This window comes from Streptomyces sp. NPDC079167, assembly GCF_040686735.1.
Taxonomy (GTDB): Bacteria; Actinomycetota; Actinomycetes; order Streptomycetales; family Streptomycetaceae; genus Streptomyces.
Genome location: NZ_JBFBLO010000003.1, coordinates 378,920 through 399,213 on the forward strand (window position 1 = coordinate 378,920; position 20,294 = coordinate 399,213).

19 protein-coding genes, 1 tRNA gene and 1 riboswitch are annotated in these 20,294 nt (G+C 73.3%); of the genes, 5 read left to right on the plus strand and 15 right to left on the minus strand.

Going from position 1 to position 20,294, the window contains the following annotated elements:
* Positions 1-62: 62 nt before the first annotated feature.
* From AB0P41_RS09360 to AB0P41_RS09380, 5 genes are all read right to left on the minus strand, one after another.
* The gene (locus tag AB0P41_RS09360) at positions 63-710 is read right to left on the minus strand and encodes a TetR family transcriptional regulator (protein ID WP_356708867.1); all 648 of its coding nucleotides are present in this window, start codon (positions 708-710) and stop codon (positions 63-65) included.
* 197 nt (positions 711-907) lie between these two features.
* A tRNA-Ser gene (locus tag AB0P41_RS09365) sits at positions 908-992 on the minus strand.
* Positions 993-1,071: 79 nt separating this feature from the next.
* Positions 1,072-1,500, minus strand: a complete 429-nt coding sequence (gene tadA, locus AB0P41_RS09370) for a tRNA adenosine(34) deaminase TadA (protein WP_365931195.1) — start codon at positions 1,498-1,500, stop codon at positions 1,072-1,074.
* Between the two features lie 81 nt (positions 1,501-1,581).
* On the minus strand, positions 1,582-2,151 hold the full coding sequence (locus tag AB0P41_RS09375) for a hypothetical protein (protein WP_356709433.1): 570 nt from the start codon (positions 2,149-2,151) through the stop codon (positions 1,582-1,584).
* Between the two features lie 218 nt (positions 2,152-2,369).
* The gene (locus tag AB0P41_RS09380) at positions 2,370-2,606 is read right to left on the minus strand and encodes a hypothetical protein (RefSeq protein WP_356708865.1); all 237 of its coding nucleotides are present in this window, start codon (positions 2,604-2,606) and stop codon (positions 2,370-2,372) included.
* A gap of 115 nt (positions 2,607-2,721) precedes the next feature.
* Here AB0P41_RS09380 and upp point away from each other — a divergent pair, with 115 nt between their 5' ends.
* Positions 2,722-3,357 carry a uracil phosphoribosyltransferase gene (upp, locus tag AB0P41_RS09385; protein ID WP_325748007.1) on the plus strand — a complete coding sequence of 212 codons (636 nt, stop codon included), beginning with the start codon at positions 2,722-2,724 and terminating at the stop codon, positions 3,355-3,357.
* Positions 3,358-3,390: 33 nt separating this feature from the next.
* Here the strand turns inward: upp and AB0P41_RS09390 are convergent, their stop codons facing one another.
* The 6 genes from AB0P41_RS09390 to AB0P41_RS09415 form a co-directional block, all read right to left on the minus strand.
* Positions 3,391-3,987: a LytR C-terminal domain-containing protein gene (locus tag AB0P41_RS09390; protein ID WP_365931197.1), complete on the minus strand. Its 597-nt coding sequence runs from the start codon at positions 3,985-3,987 to the stop codon at positions 3,391-3,393.
* Between the two features lie 141 nt (positions 3,988-4,128).
* Positions 4,129-4,425, minus strand: coding sequence for a type II toxin-antitoxin system VapB family antitoxin (locus AB0P41_RS09395; protein ID WP_014155093.1), 297 nt, complete (start codon positions 4,423-4,425; stop codon positions 4,129-4,131).
* 189 nt (positions 4,426-4,614) lie between these two features.
* Positions 4,615-6,138: a M20/M25/M40 family metallo-hydrolase gene (locus tag AB0P41_RS09400; RefSeq protein WP_365931104.1), complete on the minus strand. Its 1,524-nt coding sequence runs from the start codon at positions 6,136-6,138 to the stop codon at positions 4,615-4,617.
* 68 nt (positions 6,139-6,206) lie between these two features.
* Positions 6,207-6,815, minus strand: a complete 609-nt coding sequence (locus tag AB0P41_RS09405; RefSeq protein WP_365931106.1) for an HhH-GPD-type base excision DNA repair protein — start codon at positions 6,813-6,815, stop codon at positions 6,207-6,209.
* A gap of 66 nt (positions 6,816-6,881) precedes the next feature.
* On the minus strand, positions 6,882-8,135 hold the full coding sequence (locus tag AB0P41_RS09410; RefSeq protein WP_365931199.1) for a sigma-70 family RNA polymerase sigma factor: 1,254 nt from the start codon (positions 8,133-8,135) through the stop codon (positions 6,882-6,884).
* Positions 8,136-8,169: 34 nt separating this feature from the next.
* Complete coding sequence (locus AB0P41_RS09415; protein WP_356708861.1) at positions 8,170-8,589, minus strand: YciI family protein; 420 nt, start codon at positions 8,587-8,589, stop codon at positions 8,170-8,172.
* Positions 8,590-8,773: 184 nt separating this feature from the next.
* Between AB0P41_RS09415 and cbiE the strand changes: the two genes are divergently transcribed.
* Positions 8,774-10,045 carry a precorrin-6y C5,15-methyltransferase (decarboxylating) subunit CbiE gene (gene cbiE, locus AB0P41_RS09420; RefSeq protein ID WP_365931107.1) on the plus strand — a complete coding sequence of 424 codons (1,272 nt, stop codon included), beginning with the start codon at positions 8,774-8,776 and terminating at the stop codon, positions 10,043-10,045.
* Complete coding sequence (cobM, locus tag AB0P41_RS09425; RefSeq protein WP_365931109.1) at positions 10,042-10,791, plus strand: precorrin-4 C(11)-methyltransferase; 750 nt, start codon at positions 10,042-10,044, stop codon at positions 10,789-10,791. Before cbiE ends, cobM begins: the two co-directional genes overlap by 4 nt.
* Before the next feature lie 60 nt (positions 10,792-10,851).
* On the opposite strand, the gene AB0P41_RS09430 is transcribed toward cobM, so the two are convergent.
* Positions 10,852-11,970, minus strand: a complete 1,119-nt coding sequence (locus AB0P41_RS09430; RefSeq protein ID WP_365931110.1) for a cobalt-precorrin-5B (C(1))-methyltransferase — start codon at positions 11,968-11,970, stop codon at positions 10,852-10,854.
* A gap of 40 nt (positions 11,971-12,010) precedes the next feature.
* Here AB0P41_RS09430 and AB0P41_RS09435 point away from each other — a divergent pair, with 40 nt between their 5' ends.
* Positions 12,011-12,760: a cobalt-precorrin-6A reductase gene (locus tag AB0P41_RS09435; protein ID WP_365931111.1), complete on the plus strand. Its 750-nt coding sequence runs from the start codon at positions 12,011-12,013 to the stop codon at positions 12,758-12,760.
* A 22-nt stretch (positions 12,761-12,782) separates the two neighbouring features.
* Here AB0P41_RS09435 and AB0P41_RS09440 read toward each other — a convergent pair whose 3' ends face one another.
* From AB0P41_RS09440 to cobG, 3 genes are read right to left on the minus strand one after another with little or no spacing between them, the layout of a single operon-like run.
* The gene (locus tag AB0P41_RS09440; RefSeq protein WP_365931112.1) at positions 12,783-14,312 is read right to left on the minus strand and encodes a precorrin-2 C(20)-methyltransferase; all 1,530 of its coding nucleotides are present in this window, start codon (positions 14,310-14,312) and stop codon (positions 12,783-12,785) included.
* Positions 14,309-14,935, minus strand: coding sequence for a precorrin-8X methylmutase (locus AB0P41_RS09445; protein WP_365931114.1), 627 nt, complete (start codon positions 14,933-14,935; stop codon positions 14,309-14,311). Before AB0P41_RS09445 ends, AB0P41_RS09440 begins: the two co-directional genes overlap by 4 nt.
* A gap of 58 nt (positions 14,936-14,993) precedes the next feature.
* Positions 14,994-16,295 (minus strand): precorrin-3B synthase, encoded by a 1,302-nt coding sequence (gene cobG / locus AB0P41_RS09450; RefSeq protein ID WP_365931116.1) that lies wholly within the window; start codon positions 16,293-16,295, stop codon positions 14,994-14,996.
* Between the two features lie 161 nt (positions 16,296-16,456).
* Positions 16,457-16,536, plus strand: a riboswitch (cobalamin riboswitch).
* A gap of 91 nt (positions 16,537-16,627) precedes the next feature.
* Here cobG and cobN point away from each other — a divergent pair.
* Entirely contained in the window at positions 16,628-20,227 is a 3,600-nt protein-coding gene (cobN, locus tag AB0P41_RS09455) for a cobaltochelatase subunit CobN (RefSeq protein ID WP_365931118.1), read from the plus strand.
* The last annotated feature ends 67 nt before the right edge of the window (positions 20,228-20,294 follow it).

Consider the following 20,294-nt stretch of genomic DNA (forward strand, 5'->3'; position numbering starts at 1 on the left):
TTCTTCGGTACTTGAGCAGAACAGGTCGGTGGTGTGAGGGACTCCGGGCGCGGCGGGCGGAGTTACGCCGAGGGCCGCGGGAGGCCCTGCGCCAGCTGGGCGAAGGCGTCCCGGAAGATCTCCACGAGTGGGGTCTCGCCGGGGTGGTCGCACCAGTGCTCGACGGCGACCCGCAAGGCGGTCTGGGAGGCGGCCGCGAGGAGCCGGGGGAAGACGGCGGCACCGGACGGCCCGTCCGTGTCGCCCCGGGTGGCGTCGAGCCAGTCAGCGATGGCGACGGCGAGGGCCTTCTCCTCCGCCACGTGCGCCTTCAGCCCGCGGTGGACGAGGTGGGGCGACCGCTGGAGCACCTTGGACTGGAGGGTCCACAGCTCCTGGCGCGCCTCGAAACCGTCGAGTTCGGCGAGGAGGGCGTCGCGTACGACGTCGAGCGGGGGGCGTTCGGCGGGGGCGCGGCGTACGGACTCCCTGATGCGCTCACCCACCTCGTCGTCGACCAGGACGAACGCGTCGTCGTGGCTGGGGAAGTAGTTGAAGAACGTCCTGGGTGAGACGCCGGCGGCCTCACTGATGGCCTCGACGGTGACGTGCTCGACGCCGTGCTCCGCGGCGAGTCGCACGGCGGCCTCGGCGATGGCCCGGCGCGTGGCCTGCTTCTTGCGCTCCCGCAGCCCGGGTCCGGGCGTCGTCGTTTTCGGCACAACGTGCATAGTAGGCAAAGATGCACATCCTGCAAAATTATTATCCGGGCGTGACTCCAGGGCTCCGGTGGGGCTCCGTTGGCGCGGCTGCCGAGTAGCGCTCTCCACCCGCCCGACGGTCCGGCGGGCCCGCCGACCGGAACGGGAACCGAGACGGAACGCAGTGAAGGGACCGACCCGGACGGGTCGGTCCCTTCATCTCGCTGCGGTAGCGGAGGGATTTGAACCCTCGGTGAGTTTCCCCACACTCGCTTTCGAGGCGAGCTCCTTCGGCCGCTCGGACACGCTACCGAGAGAGAGCTTAGACCATGCCGGGGCCTGGTTCGAAATCGGATTCCCGGTGACGGGCCGCAGCGCCCGGGAGGCGGCCTCAGCGCTCCCGGAAGAACGCCGTCAGCAGGTCCGCGCAGCGGTCCTCCAGGACCCCGTGGATCACCTCGGGGCGGTGGTTGAGCCTGCGGTCGCGTACGACGTCCCAGAGCGAACCCACGGCGCCGGCCTTCTCGTCCCGCGCCCCGTAGACCACCCGGGCGATCCGGGACTGGACGAGTGCGCCCGCGCACATCGTGCAGGGCTCCAGCGTGACGACCAGCGTGCAGCCGGTCAGCCGCCAGGAGCCGAGGGCGGCGGCGCCCCGGCGCAACGCGAGCACCTCGGCGTGCGCCGTCGGGTCGCCGGCCACCTCGCGCTCGTTGTGGCCGGTGGCGAGCAGGGCGCCGTCCGGACCCAGGAGAACGGCGCCGACCGGCACATCGCCGGCCGACGCCGCCTGCGCGGCCTCGTCCAGGGCCTGGCGCATGGGTGCCTGCCACGGGTCCCTCACGGGATCGGCGGGAGGCGGTGAGGAGGGGGTGGGTGGTGGTGCGTTCACCCGCGGACCCTAGCGGACGGCCTCCAGGACGTCGGCCGCTCCCAGCGCGTCGGCGATCTCCGCCAGCGCGTCGGTGCGCAGGGTCAGCAGATCCTTCTCGGACAGGCCGAGGTCGGCGAGGACCCCGAGTTCGCCGAGCGGCCCCGCCGGTACGGCGTCGGGGTCCTCCTGGTCCAGGTCGGGTTCGGTGACGGCGGCGCCGCCGGCATCGGGCAGGGGGTCATCCGGCTCGCCGTCCTCCGTACCGTCGAGGTCGACGAGCTCCTCGAGTGCGGCGATCTCGTCCTCGGCCCCCGGTTCGCGGCCGAGCAGTTCATCGGTGAGCAGGATCTCCCCGTACGAGGAGCGGGCGGCGGCGGACGCGTCCGAGACGTAGATACGGGGGTCCTCCTCACCGTCCACCCGGACGACGCCGAACCAGGCGTCCTCCTGCTCGATGTAGACCAGGACCGTGTCCTCGTCCACCGAGGCATCCCGGGCCAGATCCGTCAGGTCGGACAGGGTTTCCACATCGTCGAGCTCTGTGTCGCTCGCTTCCCACCCGTCTTCGGTGCGCGCGAGCAGTGCGGCGAAGTACACCGTGACTCTCCCACTGGTCATAGGTGAATCGGTCCGACGGGAGGGCAGACGGTCATCCGGCTGCTCTGGGCCCCGCCCAATCGGCATCGTGGCAGAAACGAGCGCGATGCGAGACCTCTTCGACCGTTGCGTCGGCCATCAGTTGTTCCGGGCGCGTGTCCGCCGGCCGTGCTCCCGGGTCTCCTCCGGGGACGGCGCTGCTGCTCAGGCGACCGCCCTCACCAGCGGAACGTACGCATCCGCATCTGTTGGCGCATACGGGCCGCACGGGCGCGGCGAGGCTGGACCCGGTCGCGGAGCTGCTTCGCCTCGTGGAGTTCGCGGAGGAACTGCGCCCTGCGCCTCCGGCGCGCCGCGTCACTCTCCTGCGCGTCAGGCACGTTCTCCCGCGCGTCGGGCAGGTCGCGCGCGTCGCGTCCGGCCTGCCGCTGCTTCCACTGCTCCCCGTCGGGCACTCGACACACCACCCCAAGCCTGGGTCCGTATGGCACCACCTTCCCCCCGAACAGGTGCTTGATGCCAGCGCGGACTGGCGGGAAGCGGCTCCGGGGCCCGGTTACTGTTGACGGCATGCGGATCCACGTCGTCGACCACCCGCTGGTGGCGCACAAACTCACCACGCTGCGCGACAAGCGCACCGACTCCCCGACCTTCCGGCGGCTCGCCGACGAGCTGGTCACCCTCCTCGCGTACGAGGCCACCAGGGATGTGCGGACCGAGCAGGTCGACATCGAGACCCCGGTGACGCCCACGACCGGTGTGAAGCTGTCGCATCCGCGCCCCCTGGTCGTCCCGATCCTGCGCGCCGGTCTCGGCATGCTGGACGGCATGGTGCGGCTGCTCCCGACGGCCGAGGTCGGCTTCCTGGGCATGATCCGCAACGAGGAGACGCTCCAGGCGGAGACGTACGCCACGCGGATGCCCGAGGACCTCTCGGGTCGTCAGGTCTATGTTCTGGACCCGATGCTGGCCACCGGCGGCACCCTCGTCGCGGCCATCCGGGAGCTGATCAAGCGCGGTGCGGACGATGTCACCGCCGTCGTGCTGCTCGCGGCGCCCGAGGGCGTCGAGGTGATGGAGCGCGAGCTGGCCGGCACGCCGGTCACCGTGGTCACGGCCTCGGTCGACGAGCGGCTCAACGAGCACGGCTACATCGTGCCCGGCCTCGGCGACGCCGGGGACCGGATGTACGGCACCGCCGGCTGACCCGTCCGGTCCCGGCGGCCGGGACCGGACGCCTCAGCAGGAGGACGGTGCCGGGGACGGTGCGGTGAGGGCCGTGAGGGCCGTCGCCGCCGCCGCGGGCGTGCTGAACGCCTTGAACTTCGTGCCGATGATCAGGTCGATGTCCGCCGTCTTGCGGGTGTCGGTCTTCTGCGTCGCCCCCGGCAGCTGTGTGGCGAGCACCGGGAACGAGCCGTTCATCGCCTTCGGGCCGCCGAGCAGCATGCCGGTGCCGGGCACCTTCTTGTCGTACGCGGCCGGCGCGTTGTCCACCTTGCCGATGGCGAAGCCGCGCTTCTTGAGCTCGGCGGCGGCGGCCTTGGCCAGTCCGCTGCGGGGCGTCGCGTTGTAGATGTTGACCTTGATGACGGCCGGTTTCGGGAGCACCTTCGCGGACGTCGAAGCGCTGGTGGTGGGGCATGCCTTCGGCCGGGCGGCGGCGTTCGCCTGTCCGTCGCCGCCGGTGAAGACGTCGATGACCTGGAGCGTTCCCCAGCCGGCGAGGCCGAGGGCCACCACGGCGGCGGTCACCGAGAGGACCAGCTTGCGGCGATGACGGGGGCGGCGCATGCGGGGGTAGGTGTTACCCGTGATGCGGTACTTTCCGCCCATGCCGGGAGGGGTCAGCATGCTCATGGGCGCAGCGTAGTGCGACCTGGTGATGATGCCTACTAAACGATCAACCTATGGCACCCGTACGAGCATAAAAGCACCCGAAAGGCCCGAAATGCGCCATGGGTGGGAGTGGCGGGGTCAGCCCATTTCGAGCACGCGGGCGTGGAGCACCTGGCGCTGCTGCAGGGCGGCGCGCACGGCGCGGTGCAGCCCGTCCTCGAGGTAGAGGTCGCCCTGCCACTTCACGACGTGGGCGAACAGGTCGCCGTAGAACGTGGAGTCCTCGGCGAGCAGGGTCTCGAGGTCCAGCTGGCCCTTGGTGGTCACCAGCTGGTCCAGGCGGACCGGACGCGGCGCGACATCCGCCCACTGTCGGGTGCTTTCCCGGCCGTGGTCGGGATATGGCCGCCCATTTCCGATGCGCTTGAAGATCACACGGAAAGCCTACCGGGCAAGGGGCTCCGGGCGCAGCCGGGGAACGGGACTGCAAAGTCGGTCAAAACGTGATGAAACCTGGCATAGCGGCGCAGCGTCTGTGATGTTTGTGGGGCATGTTTGTGCGCGTGCCCCGGTGGCCGGGCGGTGACGGCCCGATGACGCACCGGGGCGGGCGGGGGCGCGTGGCTACTCGGTGACGCCGTGGGCGTGTCCCTTGCGCAGGCCGCCACCGCCGCGCTCCTCGCCGGTGGCGGACGCGGCCGGGGCCGGGCGGTCCAGGGAGCTCAGATCGTGGGCGTAGGTGCCGACCGCGTGGGCGATCACATCGATGTTGGTGTCGAAGTGCTCCATGTCGATGTTTCCCAGGTCGTCGCAGGCCCTGTGGTAACAGGGGTCGTACGCGACGCCTGCCTCCCCGCCGTACGTCTCGGCCTGGGCGGCCGTCTTGATGCCTTCGGCGCCCGTGTCCGTACCACCGGACGGGATGCCGGCCTCGATGAACGGCCCGTAGTCGGAGCGCCCGCTGAAGTCCGTGCCGGTGTGCGGCTTGCCCTCGCTGTCCAGGAACGCGTTGATGTCGCGCTCCAGTTGGGCGGACCCCTGGGGGCCCGGTCCGGCGCCCGTCCCGTCGGAGTCGTCGCCGTCGAAGACGAACTGCGCGCCGTTCGGGGAGGCGATCATGTCGAAGTTGAGGTAGAGCGCGATCCTGTCGCGCTGTGCCTCGGAGAGCTTCGCAACGTACGCCTCGGAGCCCAGCAGGCCGTTCTCCTCCGCCGACCACCAGGCGAACCGGACCTTGTTGGCGGGCTGCCGGTGCGACTGGGCCAGTGTCAGGGCGACTTCGAGGAGCCCGGCCGATCCGGACGCGTTGTCGTTGATGCCGGGGCCGTCGGTGACCGAGTCGAGGTGGGCGCCGAGCATGACCGTCCTCGCGGCGTTCCCGCCGGGGGTCTCGGCGACGACGTTGCGGGTGACGCGGTCCTCCCGGAACTCACGGATCTCCAGGGAGACCTTCACCTCACCCTTCGCCACCTCCGCGACCAGTTTCCTCCCCTCGTCCTGGGTGATTCCGCCGGTGGGGATCTTCCCCGCCTCCGCACCGCCCAGGGTGCCGGAGAGGGCGCCTTCGGTGTTGTTGTAGATCACCGCGCCGTCCGCGCCCGCCGCCGCGGCCGCCGCCTGCTTCTCCGCGAACGAGCAGCCGCCCCGCTCGATGAGGGCGATCCTGCCGTCGAAGCCGCCCGACGCGTAGTCGGCCGCCTCGCAGCCGGGGGTGGCGTCGGTGGGGACGGTGGCGAGGGCCGCCGTGATGCCCCCCTCCTCGGTGGAGGCGGTGTACGTCATCGCGCTGACCGGGATGTCACGCGGTGCGGGGGAGACCACGGAGAGCTTCTCCGCGAGCGTCTCGGTGTAGACGAAGTCGAACGCATGGTAGCCGACCTCGTAACCGGCCTTCCGGAGCAGTCGGTGGACGTAGGCGGCGGAGGCGTCGTAACCGGGGGAGCCGGCGGCGCGGTGGCCCTCCGCCGCGTCGGCCACGGCCTGGAAGCGCTCCAGGTGGCGGTGGGCGTCGTCGGCGGACGCGTCCCGGACCAGCCGTCGCGAGAGCTCCGCGGCCTCCTCGGCCGGACCGTCGTAAGCGTGCCCGCGGTCCGGGGAGGCGCCGAGGAGGAGCGGGGTGACCAGAGCCGCGGCGGCCACAAAGGCCATGGCTCTGTGACGTGTGGTGCGCACTGGAGTCCTTCCGGTGTGGACGGTCGTCGGGCGGGCTTCCGCGGTCACCGGGACCGGCCCGCCCTGGCCGCCGCCTTCGCCTGCTGCTTGTGCGCCCGCACCTCGGCGAGCGATTCGGGGCCGGTGATGTCGGCAACCGAGCGGTGCGAGCCCTCCTCGCCGTACGCCCCCGCGGCCTCCCGCCAGCCAGTCGGGCGTACGTCGAACTGCTTGCCCAGCAGCGCCAGGAAGATCTGCGCCTTCTGGGTGCCGAACCCGGGCAGCGCGTTGAGCCGTTTCAGCAGCTCGGCGCCGGTGGCGGCGCCCGCCCAGACCGCGTCCGCCCGTCCGTCGTACTCGGCCACCAGGTACTGGCAGAGCTGCTGGACCCGCTTGGCCATGGAGCCGGGATAGCGGTGCAGCGCGGGTTTCGTGGTGAACAGCTCGGTGAAGGCGTCCGGGTCGTACGCGGCGATCGTCCGGGCGTCCAGATCGTCCGACCCCATGCGCTGTGCCAGCGTGAACGGGCCGGTGAACGCCCATTCCATCGGTACCTGCTGGTCCAGCAGCATGCCGACGAGGGCGGCCAGCGGACTGCGGCCCAGCAATTCGTCCGCGTCGGGCTCCTGGGCGATCCGCACGGTGCGGGCGTTGCCACTGTCGCTCTTGGTCATGTATTCGATGATCGCGAGAGTGACCGGGATCGGCGACTCGGTGCGCGAGCGCGCGGGGTGCCTCGGCTACCCGGCGCTCCCGTCGGCCGGCGGCGCCGGCCGCGCCGCACGGAGGCGCAGATAGCGAGCCTCGGGTGCGCTGAGCGTGCGGTCGGCCGCCCTCAGATAGGCGGCGCGTGCCGCCTCCGGGTCACCGGCCCTCTCCAGCAGGTGCGCCCGTACGGCGTCCAGCCGGTGGTGGCCCGCCAACCGGTCCTCCAGGGCGGTCAGAGCCGCCAGCCCGGCGCGGGGCCCCCTGACCATGGCGAGCGCCACCGCCCGGCTGAGCTCCGCCATCGGGTCGGGGGCGCCCCGCACGAGGAGGTCGTACAGGGCGAGGATCTGGGGCCAGTCGGTGTCCTCGGCGCGGGCCGCCTCGTCGTGCAGCGCCGCGATTGCGGCCTGCAGCTGGTAGGCCCCGGCCGGGGCCTGGGACAGGGCCTCCTCCACCAGGGCGGTGCCCTCGCCGATGGCCGCCCCGTCCCAGCGGGTGCGGTCCTGCTCGTCGAGCGGGATCAGCTCACCGTGGGGCCCGGTGCGGGCGGCGCTGCGGGCCTCGGTGAGCAGCATCAGGGCCAGCAGTCCTGTCACCCGTCCGTCGTGGGGCAGCAGCCCGCGCACGGCACGGGTCAGCCGGATCGCCTCCCGGGCCAGGTCGCGGCGGTGGAGCTCGCGGCCGGACGTCGCCGTGTACCCCTCGTTGAAGATCAGGTAGAGCACCTGGAGCACGGCCGCCAGGCGGAGGTCGTGGTCGGCGGGGCCCGGCCGCCGGAACGGCACCCCCCGCACCTTCTTCTTGGCCCGGCTGATCCTCTGCGCCATCGTCGCCTCGGGCACCAGATGGGCCCGGGCGATCTCGGCCGTCGTCAGGCCGCCCACGGCGCGCAGGGTCAGCGCGATCTGGGCGGCGGGGGACAGCTCGGGGTGGCAGCAGAGGAAGAGCAGGGTGAGGGTGTCGTCGGCGGCCGGAGCGCGGCTCTCCCCGGGCGGCGGGGCCGTGAACGCGTCGCGGGGGATGAGCGCGGCGGCCCTCTCCTCGCGCCGCTGCCGCGCGGAGTCCGCCCGCAGCTGGTCCGTCAGCCGCCGTGAGGCGACCCTGATCAGCCAGCCGCGCGGATTGTCGGGCAGCCCGTGGGCCGGCCACTGCCGGGAGGCGGCGAACATCGCTTCCTGCACGGCGTCCTCCGCCGTGTCGAAGTGGCCGTAGCGGCGTACGAGCGCGCCGAGGACCTGCGGCGCGTGGTGGCGCAGCAGGTCCTCGATGCCGGTCGGTCTGTCGATCACACGGCTCCCGCCCGGAGCGCGGACGTCCTGTTCAGGAAGCGCCCGGGTCTCCGCCTTCGTCGATGGGACGGATCAGCACCGGGTAGACCGGCGCGCCCTCCGGCTGCGGACACTCCTGGATGCGCGCGGCGATCTCGGTGACCCTGTCCAGGCTCGCGCAGTCGAGCACCCAGTACCCGGCGAGCTGCTCCTTGGTCTCCCCGTAGGGGCCGTCCGTGATCACCGGCCGGCCGTCCGCGCCCGGCAGCACGGCACGGGTCCTGGCGGGTTCGGTCAGGCCCTGGCCGTCGACCATCTCGCCGGACTCGGCCAGGTCGTTGTTGAGGTTTCCCATGAAGGCGAACATCGCCTGCATGTCCTCCTTGCTCCAGGCCGGGCTCCCGGCCGACGGCTTGCCGTTCATGGCCTCGTAGTCGGCCTGCGAACCCTGAACCATCACGAGGTACTTCATGGTGTCGCTCCTCGGCTTCTCGGTCGCCGCCCCTTGTGGGCAACTCTCACAGGGGACGTCGGAGCCGGCGACCGGTTCTCGACACCACGCGGGAGGGATTTCCGGAATCACTCCGCCGCGCGGCTCCGGAAGCCGCCCCCGTAGAGTTCGGCTGCGTCGTCCCACCAACCCCGAGGTACCGGCTGTGTCACCCGTGTCACCCCCGCCCGCCGTCCCGGCCCCCGCGTCCGCCGTGAGCGTCGTGGGGATCGGCGCCGACGGCTGGGCCGGCCTTCCGGAGAGCGCCCGCGCGGTGCTCCTGGCCGCGGAGGTCCTGATCGGCGGTGAGCGCCAACTGGCTCTGCTCCCGCCGGAGTGCGCGGGCCGCCGGGTGGCCTGGCCGTCGCCTCTGCGGCCCGCCGTGCGAGGTCTGCTCGCCGCGCACACGGGGAGCAGGACAGCCGTCCTCGCCAGCGGCGACCCCATGTTCTACGGCATCGGCCGGGCCCTCACCGAGGAACTGGGCGCCGGGGCGCTCCGGGTGCTGCCGCACCCGTCCTCCGTGTCGTACGCCTGCGCCCGGCTCGGCTGGCCGGTGGAGGACACCGAGACCGTCACCCTCGTCGGCCGTCCCGCGGCCCGGCTGGCCGGTGCGCTGTACGACGGGCGCCGGCTGCTGGTGCTGTCCGCGGACGCGGCCACGCCCGCCGACGTGGCCGCCCTGCTGCGGGACCGCGGCTTCGGGCCCAGCCGGATGCGGGTGCTCGAACAGCTCGGCTCACCCGCCGAGGACTGCCTGGACGGCGTCGCCGACTCGTGGGAGCACCCGCCCGGGGACCCGCTCAACGTGATCGCGGTGGAGTGCCGGAGCGCCCCGGACACGCTGCGCCTCGGCGCCGTACCCGGGCTCCCCGACGAGGCGTACGAGCACGACGGCCAGCTCACCAAGCGGCATGTGCGGGCGGCCACCCTCGGCGTCCTCGCGCCCGCCCCCGGTGAGCTCCTGTGGGACATCGGCGGCGGCTCGGGGTCGATCGCCGCGGAGTGGATGCGCGCCCATCCGTCCTGCCGTGCCGTCACCGTGGAACGCGACCCGGTCCGGGCGGGGCGCATCACCCGTAACGCCGACCGGCTCGGCGTCCCCGGGCTGCGCGTGGTCACCGGCCGCGCACCGGACGCCCTGGCCGGACTGCCCGCGCCCCACGCCGTGTTCATCGGCGGCGGGCTGACCGCGCCGGGGCTGCTCGACGCCTGCTGGGACGCGCTGCCCCCGGGCGGCCGGCTGGTCGCCAACACGGTCACGCTGGAGTCGGAGGCGCTGCTCGCCGAGTGGTACCGGCGGCTCGGCGGTGACCTGGTCCGGCTCTCGGTGGCCCATGCCGTGCCGGTCGGCGGGTTCACCGGCTGGCGTCAGGCCATGCCCGTCACTCAGTGGTCCGTACAGAAATCCCCGCACGCCCCAGGAGACGACAGATGACCGTGTACTTCATCGGAGCGGGCCCCGGCGCCGCCGACCTGATCACGGTGCGCGGCGCCCGTGTCCTCGCCGCGAGCCCGGTCTGCCTGTACGCCGGCAGCCTGGTGCCGCGTGAACTCCTCGCCGAATGCCCGGCGGACGCCCGGCTGGTGGACACCGCCCAGCTCGACATCGACCAGATCACCGCCGAGCTGGTGCGGGCCCACGAGGAGGGTCACGACGTGGCCCGGCTGCACTCCGGCGACCCGTCGGTCTTCAGCGCCGTGAACGAGCAGATGCGACGGCTGGACGAGGCCGGCGTGCCGTACGAGGTGGTGCCCGGGGTGCCCGCGTTCGCCGCGGCCGCGGCGGCGCTCAAGCGGGAGCTGACGGTGCCCACGGTCGGCCAGACCGTGATCCTCACCCGGATCGCCCAGCGGGCGACCGCGATGCCCGAGGGCGAGGACCTGGCCACACTGGGCCGCAGCGGGGCGCTGATCGTGCTGCATCTCGCGGCGCGGTACGTGGACCGGGTGGTCGACGAGCTGCTGCCGCACTACGGCGCGGACTGCCCCACCGCCGTGGTCGCCATGGCCTCGCGCCCGGACGAGATCATCCTGCGCGGCACGCTGGACTCCATCGCGGAGCAGGTGAAGGAGGCCGGAGTGATCCGTACAGCAGTGATCATGGTCGGCCGGACCCTGGGCGCCGAGCAGTTCCGCGACAGCCACCTGTACTCCCCGGCGCGGGACCGCCACACCTGCTGACGGGCCGCGGGACGGCTGCCGTCCCGCCTCTCCGTGTCCCCGGGCCGCGCCCACCGGCGGTCAGTGTGCTTCGCTGTGCCCCACGACGGCCCCCGCCCGGTCGATGCAGATCACGTCCACCGCCACCGGCGCTCCCCGGAGCACCGACAGCGCCTCGTCCCGCGCGGCCACCGCGACCAGGTCGCCCAGCGGCACCCCGGCGGCCGTGCACAGCTGGAGCGCCGCCAGACCGGTGTTGGCGGTCTCGATCTCCGCCGCCAGCTCCTCGCTCGCCCCGCCCTGCCGCGCCAGTCGCGCCAGGAAGGGCTTGTCGACCTGCGAGCGGCCCGAGTGCAGGTCCAGATGCCCGGCGGCCAGCTTGGACAGCTTGGCGAACCCTCCGCAGATGGTCAGCCGCTCCACCGGATGCCGGCGTACGTACTTCAGCACCGCGCCCGCGAAGTCCCCCATGTCCAGCAGGGCGATCTCCGGCAGCCCGTACTCGGCCACCACCGTCTTCTCCGAGGTCGAGCCCGTGCACCCCGCGACGTGCCGGTGGCCGGCCGCGCGTGCCACGTCCACCCCGCGGCGGATCGAGTCGATCCAGGCCGAGCAGGAGTAGGGCACCACGATGCCTGTCGTGCCCAGGATCGAGATCCCGCCCAGGATGCCCAGGCGAATGTTCCACGTGAAACGTGCGATCTCCTCGCCGTCGTCCACCGCGACCGTGATCTCGACGTCGCCGGCGCCCCCGTGTTCCGCCGCCACCCGCGCGACGTGGTCGCGCATCATCTGGCGGGGGACGGGGTTGATCGCGGGCTCCCCGACGTCGAGCGGCAGCCCTGGGAGGGTCACCGTCCCCACGCCAGGCCCGGCCCGGAACACCACTCCGGACCCGGCGGGCAGCAGCCGGACGGTGGCCCGCACCAGCGCGCCGTGGGTGACGTCGGGGTCGTCACCCGCGTCCTTGACCACGCCTGCCGTGGCCTGCCCGCCGCCGAGCTCCTCCACCGCGAGAGCGAAGGCGGGGGTCTGGCCCCTGGGCAGGGTGATGGTCACCGGGTCGGGGAACTCGCCGGTCAGCAGGGCCGTGTACGCGGCCGTGGCCGCCGCCGTCGCACAGGCCCCGGTCGTCCATCCGGGCCGGAGACCGGTGTGCTTGAGTTGGGCGGTGCGCCCGCCCTGCGCCTCACTGCTCATGAATGACGTGCGCCTCACTGCTCATGGACGGACCGATCCGATGCCCTTGCACGTACTCGTACTCGGCGGCACCACGGAGGCCCGCCGGCTCGCGGAGTCCCTGGTGGCGGCGGACGGGATCCGGGTGACCAGCTCTCTCGCGGGGCGGGTCGCCCGGCCGAGGCTTCCGCCCGGTGAGGTACGCGTCGGCGGTTTCGGCGGGGCCGAGGGCCTGGCCGAGTGGCTCCGCGCACACCATGTGGATGCGGTCATCGACGCCACCCATCCCTTCGCAGGCACGATCAGTTTCAACGCGGCCTCGGCCGCCGCCGCTGTCCATGTTCCCCTGCTGGCACTCCGGCGGCCCGGCTGGGTGCCGGTGGAGGGCGACCGGTGGCACGTCACCGACTCCCTCGCCGGTGCGGCCGAGCTGCTGCCGGAGCTCGGGTCACGCGTCTTCCTCACCACGGGCCGCATGGGCCTGGCCGCTTTCGCGGGGCTCGACGCGCTGTGGTTCCTGATGCGCTCGGTGGACGCCCCCGACCCTCCGCACCCGGCGCGGATGGAGGTGCTGCTGGACCGGGGGCCGTTCACCCTGGAGGGCGAGCGGGAGCTGATCCGGCGCCATCGCGTGGACGTCCTCGTCACCAAGGACAGCGGCGGTGACGCCACCGCCCCCAAACTCGCCGCCGCCCGCGAGGCCGGAATCCCGGTGGTGGTCGTCGGACGGCCGCCGGTCCCCCCGGGTGTGCCGGTGGCCGGGACGCCGGAGGAGGCCGTCGCGCTGCTGCGGCGCCTCACCGGCCCGTGACCGGCCCGGGAGGCGTCCGCTGTCAGTCCTCCGGGTAGCGGCGCGGCGTCCAGACGATCTGCTGCCCGTCGCCCCGGCGCACCCAGCGGGTCTGCGAGGAACCGACGATGAGGATCGTGCGCATGTCCACCTCGTCCGGGTCCAGGTCGGCCAGCCGCACCGTCCGCACGCTCTCCGCCGGGCCCCCGACATCGCGGCCGAGCACGACGGGTGTGTCCGGGGAGCGGTGCTCCAGCAGCAGGTCGCGGGCCTTGCCGACCTGCCAGGTCCGGCTGCGGGAACCGGGGTTGTACAGCGCCATCACGAGGTCGGCCGTGGCCGCCGCGCGCAGCCGTCCGGCGATGACCTCCCACGGCTTGAGCCGGTCCGAGAGGGAGATGGTGGCGTAGTCGTGGCCCAGCGGCGCACCGGCCCTGGCGGCGGCGGCGTTGGCCGCCGTCACTCCGGGGAGCACCCGCACGGTGATGTCCGTGTACGCGTCCTGCGAGGCCACTTCCAGCACGGCCGTCGCCATGGCGAAGACCCCGGGGTCACCCCCGGACACCACGGCGACGCGGCGCCCGCGGCGGGCCAGGTCCAGGGCGAATTCGGCTCGCTCGGACTCGACCTTGTTGTCGGAGCCGTGGCGCTGCTGGCCCGGCCGCACCGGCACCCTGTCCAGGTACGTGGTGTAGCCGACCAGGTCGTCGGCGGCGGCCAGCGCGCCGCGTGTCTCGGGCGTCAGCCACAGCGGTCCGGCCGGCCCGGTGCCGACCACGACGACCTCGCCGCTGTCCGGGCCCGCCGCCGGTGAGGGCCGGGGGACGTCGATCCGGCTGGGCAGCACGGCGACCGCGAAGTACGGCACGGAGTCCGCGTCGGTCTCCGCCAGGGCGCCGGTCCGCTCCCCGGCCATGGTGGCGCGCTCGACGTACCGCGCCTCGGGCAGCCGGCCGGACGCCTCGAAGGCGCGGCGGACGGCGGGGAACGTCCGGCCGAGCTTCATCACCACGGCGGAGTCCGTGGCCGCCAGACGCGCTGTCAGCTCCTCCTCGGGAAGGGTGCCAGGCAGGATCGTCAGCACCTCCTCGGCCTCCACGAGCGGGGTGCCGAGACGGGCGGCGGCGGCGCTGACCGAGGTGACACCGGGGATGACCTCGGTGTCGTAACGGTCCGCGAGCCGCTTGTGCATGTGCTGGTACGAGCCGTAGAAGAGCGGGTCGCCCTCGGCGAGCACGGCCACGGTGCGCCCGGCGTCCAGGTGCGCCGCGAGACGGGCCGCGGCCTCGGTGTAGAACTCGTCCAACGCGCCCCGGTAGCCGCCCGGGTGGTCCGTGGTCTCCGTCGTGACGGGGTAGACCAGCGCCTCCTCGATGTGGTCGGCGCGGATGTGCTGCGCCGCGATCGAGCGGGCGATCGACCGGCCGTGCCGGGCGGAGTGGTACGCGACGACGTCGGCCTCGCCGATGATCTGCACGGCCTTCACGGTCATCAGGGCCGGGTCGCCCGGGCCGAGCCCGACGCCGTACAGCCGCCCTGTGCGGGCCGTCCGCTGCTGCTCGGACACGGTCACTCCTCCTCGCTGGCGATCGCGTTGAGGGCGGCGGCGGCGATGGCGCTGCCGCCACGCCTGCCGCGCACGACGAGGTGCTCGACGCCCGAGGGGTGGGCGGCCAGGGCCTCCTTGGACTCGGCGGCCCCGATGAATCCGACGGGCACACCGATGACGGCGGCGGGGCGCGGGGCGCCCTCCTCGATCATCTCCAGCAGCCGGAAGAGCGCGGTGGGCGCGTTGCCGACGGCGACGACCGCGCCCTCCATCCGGTCGCGCCACAGCTCCAGGGCGGCGGCGCTGCGCGTGGTGCCGAGCTTCGCGGCCAACGCGGGGACGGCGGGGTCGGACAGGGCGCAGATGACCTCGTTGTCCGCGGGCAGGCGCTTGCGGGTGACCCCGCTGGCGACCATGGCCACGTCGCACAGGATCGGCGCACCGGAGCGCAGGGCCGCGCGGGCGTCGGCCACCGCGTTCGGTGAGAAGGCGAGGTCGCGTACGAGGTCGACCATGCCGCACGCGTGGATCATCCGGACGGCGACCTGGCTCACGTCGGCGGGCAGCCCTGCCAGATCCGCCTCCGCACGGATGGTGGCGAAGGACTGGCGGTAGATCGCCGGTCCGTCCTTCTCGTACTGATGCACAGTGCTGTCGCTTTCTTCATCGAACAGGTCGAACAGGTCGGAAAACAGAGACTGGTGGTCAGGTGTGCGTGCCCCGCGCCGCCGCCACGGCGTCGGCGAGCGCGGCCGGGTCGTCCCGCACCGTCGCCGCCTCGGTGGTCCGGTCCCCCCGCACATGGGAGATCCGGTGTCCGCCCGGAGTGGCGACCACGTCGATCCACTCCCCCCGCGGATGGCCGCAGCGGCGTTCGCACCCGGACCAGTACACAGGGAGCCGCCCGGGCGCTCCGACGGCGGCCCCCGCATCGGCCCGCACGTCGGCCAGCGACTTCGCACATCCGGGGCGTCCGATACAGGCCCCGACGCCGGTCCAGGGGGAGCCGGGCCCGGTGATCAGGCCGGCCCCCGAGAGCTCGCTCAGCAGGCCGTCCGCACCGGGGGCCGCGACGCCGGTGACCACGATCCCGCGCCAGGGCGTGAGGCGGAGTCCGCCCCCGCCGGTCAGCAGCCGCCACTGCGTCAGGTCCAGCCGCCCCAGCGGTACGCCGACGGAGAGCGCGGCCTCACGGCCGCCGCCCGGGACGCGGCCGGGGGCCGGGGGCAGGGCTTCGAGGGGGCGGGGAAGGGCCCCCGGGGTGACGGTGACGCAGGCCGCCCCGAGCCGTCGTACGACCTCGGCGGGCAGCGCGGCGGCCGTGGCGTCCGGCAGGTCCTTGATCCGCCAGGCGCCGCTGGTCCGGGCGGAGTCGAGGAAGGCCTCGGCCGCGGTCAGCGCGGCCCGGGGGCCGTCGGCGGAGGGCACGCGGAGGACGGTGTCACCGGCCCCGACGCGCAGCAGCGCGCTGCCGTCGTCGTGGGCCCGCAGGGTCAGGTCCGCGCCGAGGGCGTCCACATCGCCGCGACCGTCGTCGAGCGCGAACAGGAAGCGTCCGGAGAGCGCCGTGGCCCGGTCGTTTCCGCAGAGGAGCCGGTCCAGCCCGGTCAGCCACGGACGGACGTCCAAGGCCCCGAGACCGTCCAGCCCGGAGAGCGGGGACGCGATCACGTTGCGCACGCGCTCATGGCGTTCGGAGGGCAGCAGTCCGGCCCGGCTCAGCAGCAGCGCCAGCTCCGCGCCGCAGTCCGGCGCGAGCCCGCGCAGCTGCACGTTTCCGCGTGAGGTGAGATGCAGCTCACCGTCACCGAGGCGCTCGGCAGCCTGCCCGAGAACCGCTGCCTGGTGGGGTGTCAGCACCCCGCCGGGTATGCGTATCCGCGCCAGCGCACCGTCGTCCGCCCGGTGCAGACGCAGCGCGCCGGGGCAGGCGTCGCCGCTGCTCCGGGCACACGCGTCGCCCGGGGACGAGGTCGTAACGGGGGTGGCGGACATGGCGGCGAGCATACCGACCGTGACCGTGACGCACCCCTACGGTCACTGTGACCTGCGGGACACCCGCCCCCGCCCCGGTCAGGGTGGGGGGCCGTCTGGTCAGGACCCCCCACCCGCCGCCTACTATGCCTAGCGGCGGTCCGTTCGGCCCGCCATCGCCAGACGGCGACACGGAGGAAGCCCGGTGAGAATCCGGCGCGGTCCCGCCACTGTGAGCCCGGCCCCACCCAGGGGTCGCGCGAGTCAGGAACTCCATTCCCCAAGCTCTCGGCTCGCTCGAGCAGGGGAGACCCCAATCCGACACCGCCCGGGGCGTGGACACCCCGAGGAAGGGCTGACGCCGCATGATCCTGCTCCTGTCGACGTCCGACACCGACCTGCTGAGCGCCCGCGCCTCGCAGGGCCCGGTCAGCTACCGCTACGCCAACCCTTCCCGGCTCCCCCTCGACGAGCTCCCGCAGCTGCTGGAGGGCACCGACCTCGTCGTCGTACGTCTCCTCGGCGGCGTACGCGCCTGGCAGGACGGGCTCGACCAGGTGCTCGCCACCGGCCGCCCCGTCGTCGTGCTGACCGGTGAACAGGCCCCCGACGCCCAGCTGATGGCCGCCTCCACCGTGCCCATCGGCATCGCGGCGGAAGCCCACGCCTACCTCGCGCACGGCGGCCCCGCCAACCTGGAGCAGCTCGCCCGCTTCCTCTCCGACACCGTGCTGCTCACCGGTCACGGCTTCGAGCCCCCCGCCCCGGCCCCCGCGTGGGGCCCGCTGGAGCGGACCGCTCGCGACGTCACAGGACCGACCGTCGCGGTGCTCTACTACCGCGCCCACCACATGAGCGGGAACACCGCGTTCATCGAGGCGCTCTGCACCGCCGTGGAGGACGCGGGCGCCCGCCCCCTCCCGCTGTACGTCGCCTCGCTGCGCACGCCGGAGCCCGAGCTCATCGACGAACTCCGCGCCGCCGACGCCATCGTGACCACCGTCCTCGCGGCGGGCGGCACCAAGCCGGCCACCGCCTCGGCGGGCGGCGACGACGAGTCCTGGGACGCGGGCGCCCTCACCGGCCTCGACGTACCCGTCCTCCAGGCGCTCTGCCTCACCAGCCCGCGTGCGGCCTGGGAGGAGAACGACGAGGGCGTCTCCCCGCTGGACGCCGCGACACAGATCGCCGTGCCCGAGTTCGACGGCCGCCTGATCACCGTCCCGTTCTCCTTCAAGGAGATCGACGAGGACGGTCTGCCCGCCTACGTCGCCGACCCCGAGCGGGCCGCCCGCGTCGCCGGGATCGCCGTACGGCACGCCAGGCTCCGGCACATCCCGGCCGCCGAGAAGCGGATCGCGCTCGTCCTGTCCGCGTACCCGACGAAGCACTCCCGCATCGGCAACGCCGTGGGCCTCGACACCCCCGCGAGCGCCGTGGCGCTGCTGCGCCGGCTGCGCGCCGAGGGTTACGACTTCGGCCCCGAGGAGGACATCCCGGGCCTGGTCTCAGGCGACGGCGACGAGCTGATCTACGCGCTCATCGAGGCGGGCGGCCACGACCAGGAGTGGCTGACCGAGGAGCAGCTGGCACGCAACCCGGTCCGCATCCCCGCCGCCGACTACCGCCGCTGGTTCGCCACCCTGCCCGCCGAGCTCCGCGAGGCGGTGGAGGAGCACTGGGGCCCGGCGCCCGGCGAGATGTTCCTGGACCGGTCCCGCAATCCCGAGGGCGACATCGTGCTGGCGGCCCTGCGCCGCGGCAACCTGCTGATCCTGATCCAGCCGCCGCGCGGCTTCGGCGAGAACCCGATCGCGATCTACCACGACCCCGATCTCCCGCCTTCGCACCACTACCTGGCCGCGTACCGCTGGATCGCCGCGTCCGCCGACGACAACGGCTTCGGCGCCGACGCGATGATCCACCTCGGCAAGCACGGCAACCTGGAGTGGCTGCCCGGCAAGAACGCCGGCCTGTCCGCCGCCTGCGGCCCCGACGCCGCGCTGGGCGATCTGCCGCTCGTCTATCCGTTCCTGGTCAACGACCCCGGCGAGGGCACCCAGGCCAAGCGCCGTGTGCACGCCACCCTGGTCGACCACCTCGTGCCGCCGATGGCCCGCGCCGACAGCTACGGCGACATCGCCCGCCTCGAACAGCTCCTCGACGAGCACGCCCAGATCGCCGCGATGGACCCGGCCAAGCTCCCGGCCGTCCGCGCCCAGATCTGGACCCTCATCCAGGCCGCGAAGCTCGACCACGACCTGGGGCTCGAGGACCGGCCCGAGGACGAGGGCTTCGACGAGTTCATCATGCATCTCGACGGCTGGCTCTGTGAGATCAAGGACGTCCAGATCCGCGACGGCCTGCACGTCCTGGGCGCCGCCCCGGCCGGGAAGGACCGCGTCAACCTGGTCCTCGCCGTCCTGCGCGCCCGCCAGATCTGGGGCGGTACGGCGTCCCTGCCCGGCCTGCGTGAGGCGCTCGGCCTGGACGAGTCGGCGGCCACCCGCACCGCCGCCGACGCGACCGAGGAGCAGGCCCGTGCGCTCGTCCAGGCCATGGACGACGCGGACTGGGACCCCGCCGCCGTCGCCGGTGTGGCCGCCGGACATCCCCGGGCCGTCGCCGACATCCTGGACTTCGCGGCCCGCGAGGTCGTGCCCCGCCTCGCCGCGACGACCGACGAACTCGACCACGCGGTCCACGCGCTGAACGGCGGCTTCGTCCCCGCCGGCCCGTCGGGCTCCCCGCTCCGGGGCCTGGTCAACGTCCTGCCGACCGGCCGCAACTTCTACTCCGTCGACCCGAAGGCCGTGCCCTCCCGCCTCGCCTGGGAGACCGGCCAGGCCCTCGCCGACTCGCTCCTGGAGCGCTACCGCGCCGACAACGGCGACTGGCCCACCTCGGTCGGCCTCTCCCTGTGGGGCACCAGCGCGATGCGCACGGCGGGCGACGACATCGCGGAGGCGTTCGCCCTGCTCGGCGTCCGCCCCGTCTGGGACGACGCCTCGCGCCGCGTGACCGGCCTGGAGCCGATCCCGTACGAGGAGCTGGGCCGCCCGCGTATCGACGTCACGCTGCGCATCTCCGGCTTCTTCCGCGACGCGTTCCCGCACACCATCGGCCTGCTCGACGACGCCGTGCGCCTGGCCGCCTCCCTCGACGAGCCCGCCGAGCAGAACTTCGTACGCGCCCACACCCAGGCCGACCTGGCCGAACACGGGGACGAGCGGCGCGCCACCACCCGTATCTTCGGCTCCCGGCCGGGGACGTACGGCGCCGGGCTGCTCCAGCTCATCGACTCCCGCGACTGGCGTACGGACGCCGACCTCGCCGAGGTGTACACGGTGTGGGGCGGCTACGCCTACGGCCGTGAGCTGGACGGCCGCCCGGCCCGGGACGAGATGGAGACCGCGTACAAGCGGATTGCGGTGGCGGCGAAGAACACCGACACCCGTGAGCACGACATCGCGGACTCGGACGACTACTTCCAGTACCACGGCGGCATGGTCGCGACCGTACGCGCGCTGAAGGGCACCGCCCCCGAGGCGTACATCGGCGACTCGACCCGCCCCGAGACGGTCCGCACCCGCACCCTGGTCGAGGAGACGTCCCGGGTGTTCCGCGCCAGGGTGGTCAACCCGAAGTGGATCGAGGCGATGCGCCGCCACGGCTACAAGGGCGCCTTCGAGCTCGCCGCGACGGTCGACTACCTCTTCGGCTACGACGCGACGACGGGCGTGGTCGCGGACTGGATGTACGACAAGCTGACCGAGACGTACGTCCTGGACCCGACGAACCGCGAGTTCCTCCAGCAGGCCAACCCCTGGGCCCTCCACGGGATCGCGGAGCGTCTTCTGGAGGCGGAGTCCCGCGGCATGTGGGCGAAGCCCGACCCGGCGGTCCTCGAAGCGCTGCGCCAGGTGTTCCTGGAGACCGAGGGCGACCTGGAGGGCGAGGACTGAGCGGCCCGCCGGCCGGTGGGTCCTCCCCGGCCGGTGAGTCCCGTCCTGCCTTGCTGCCTCCCGCCCG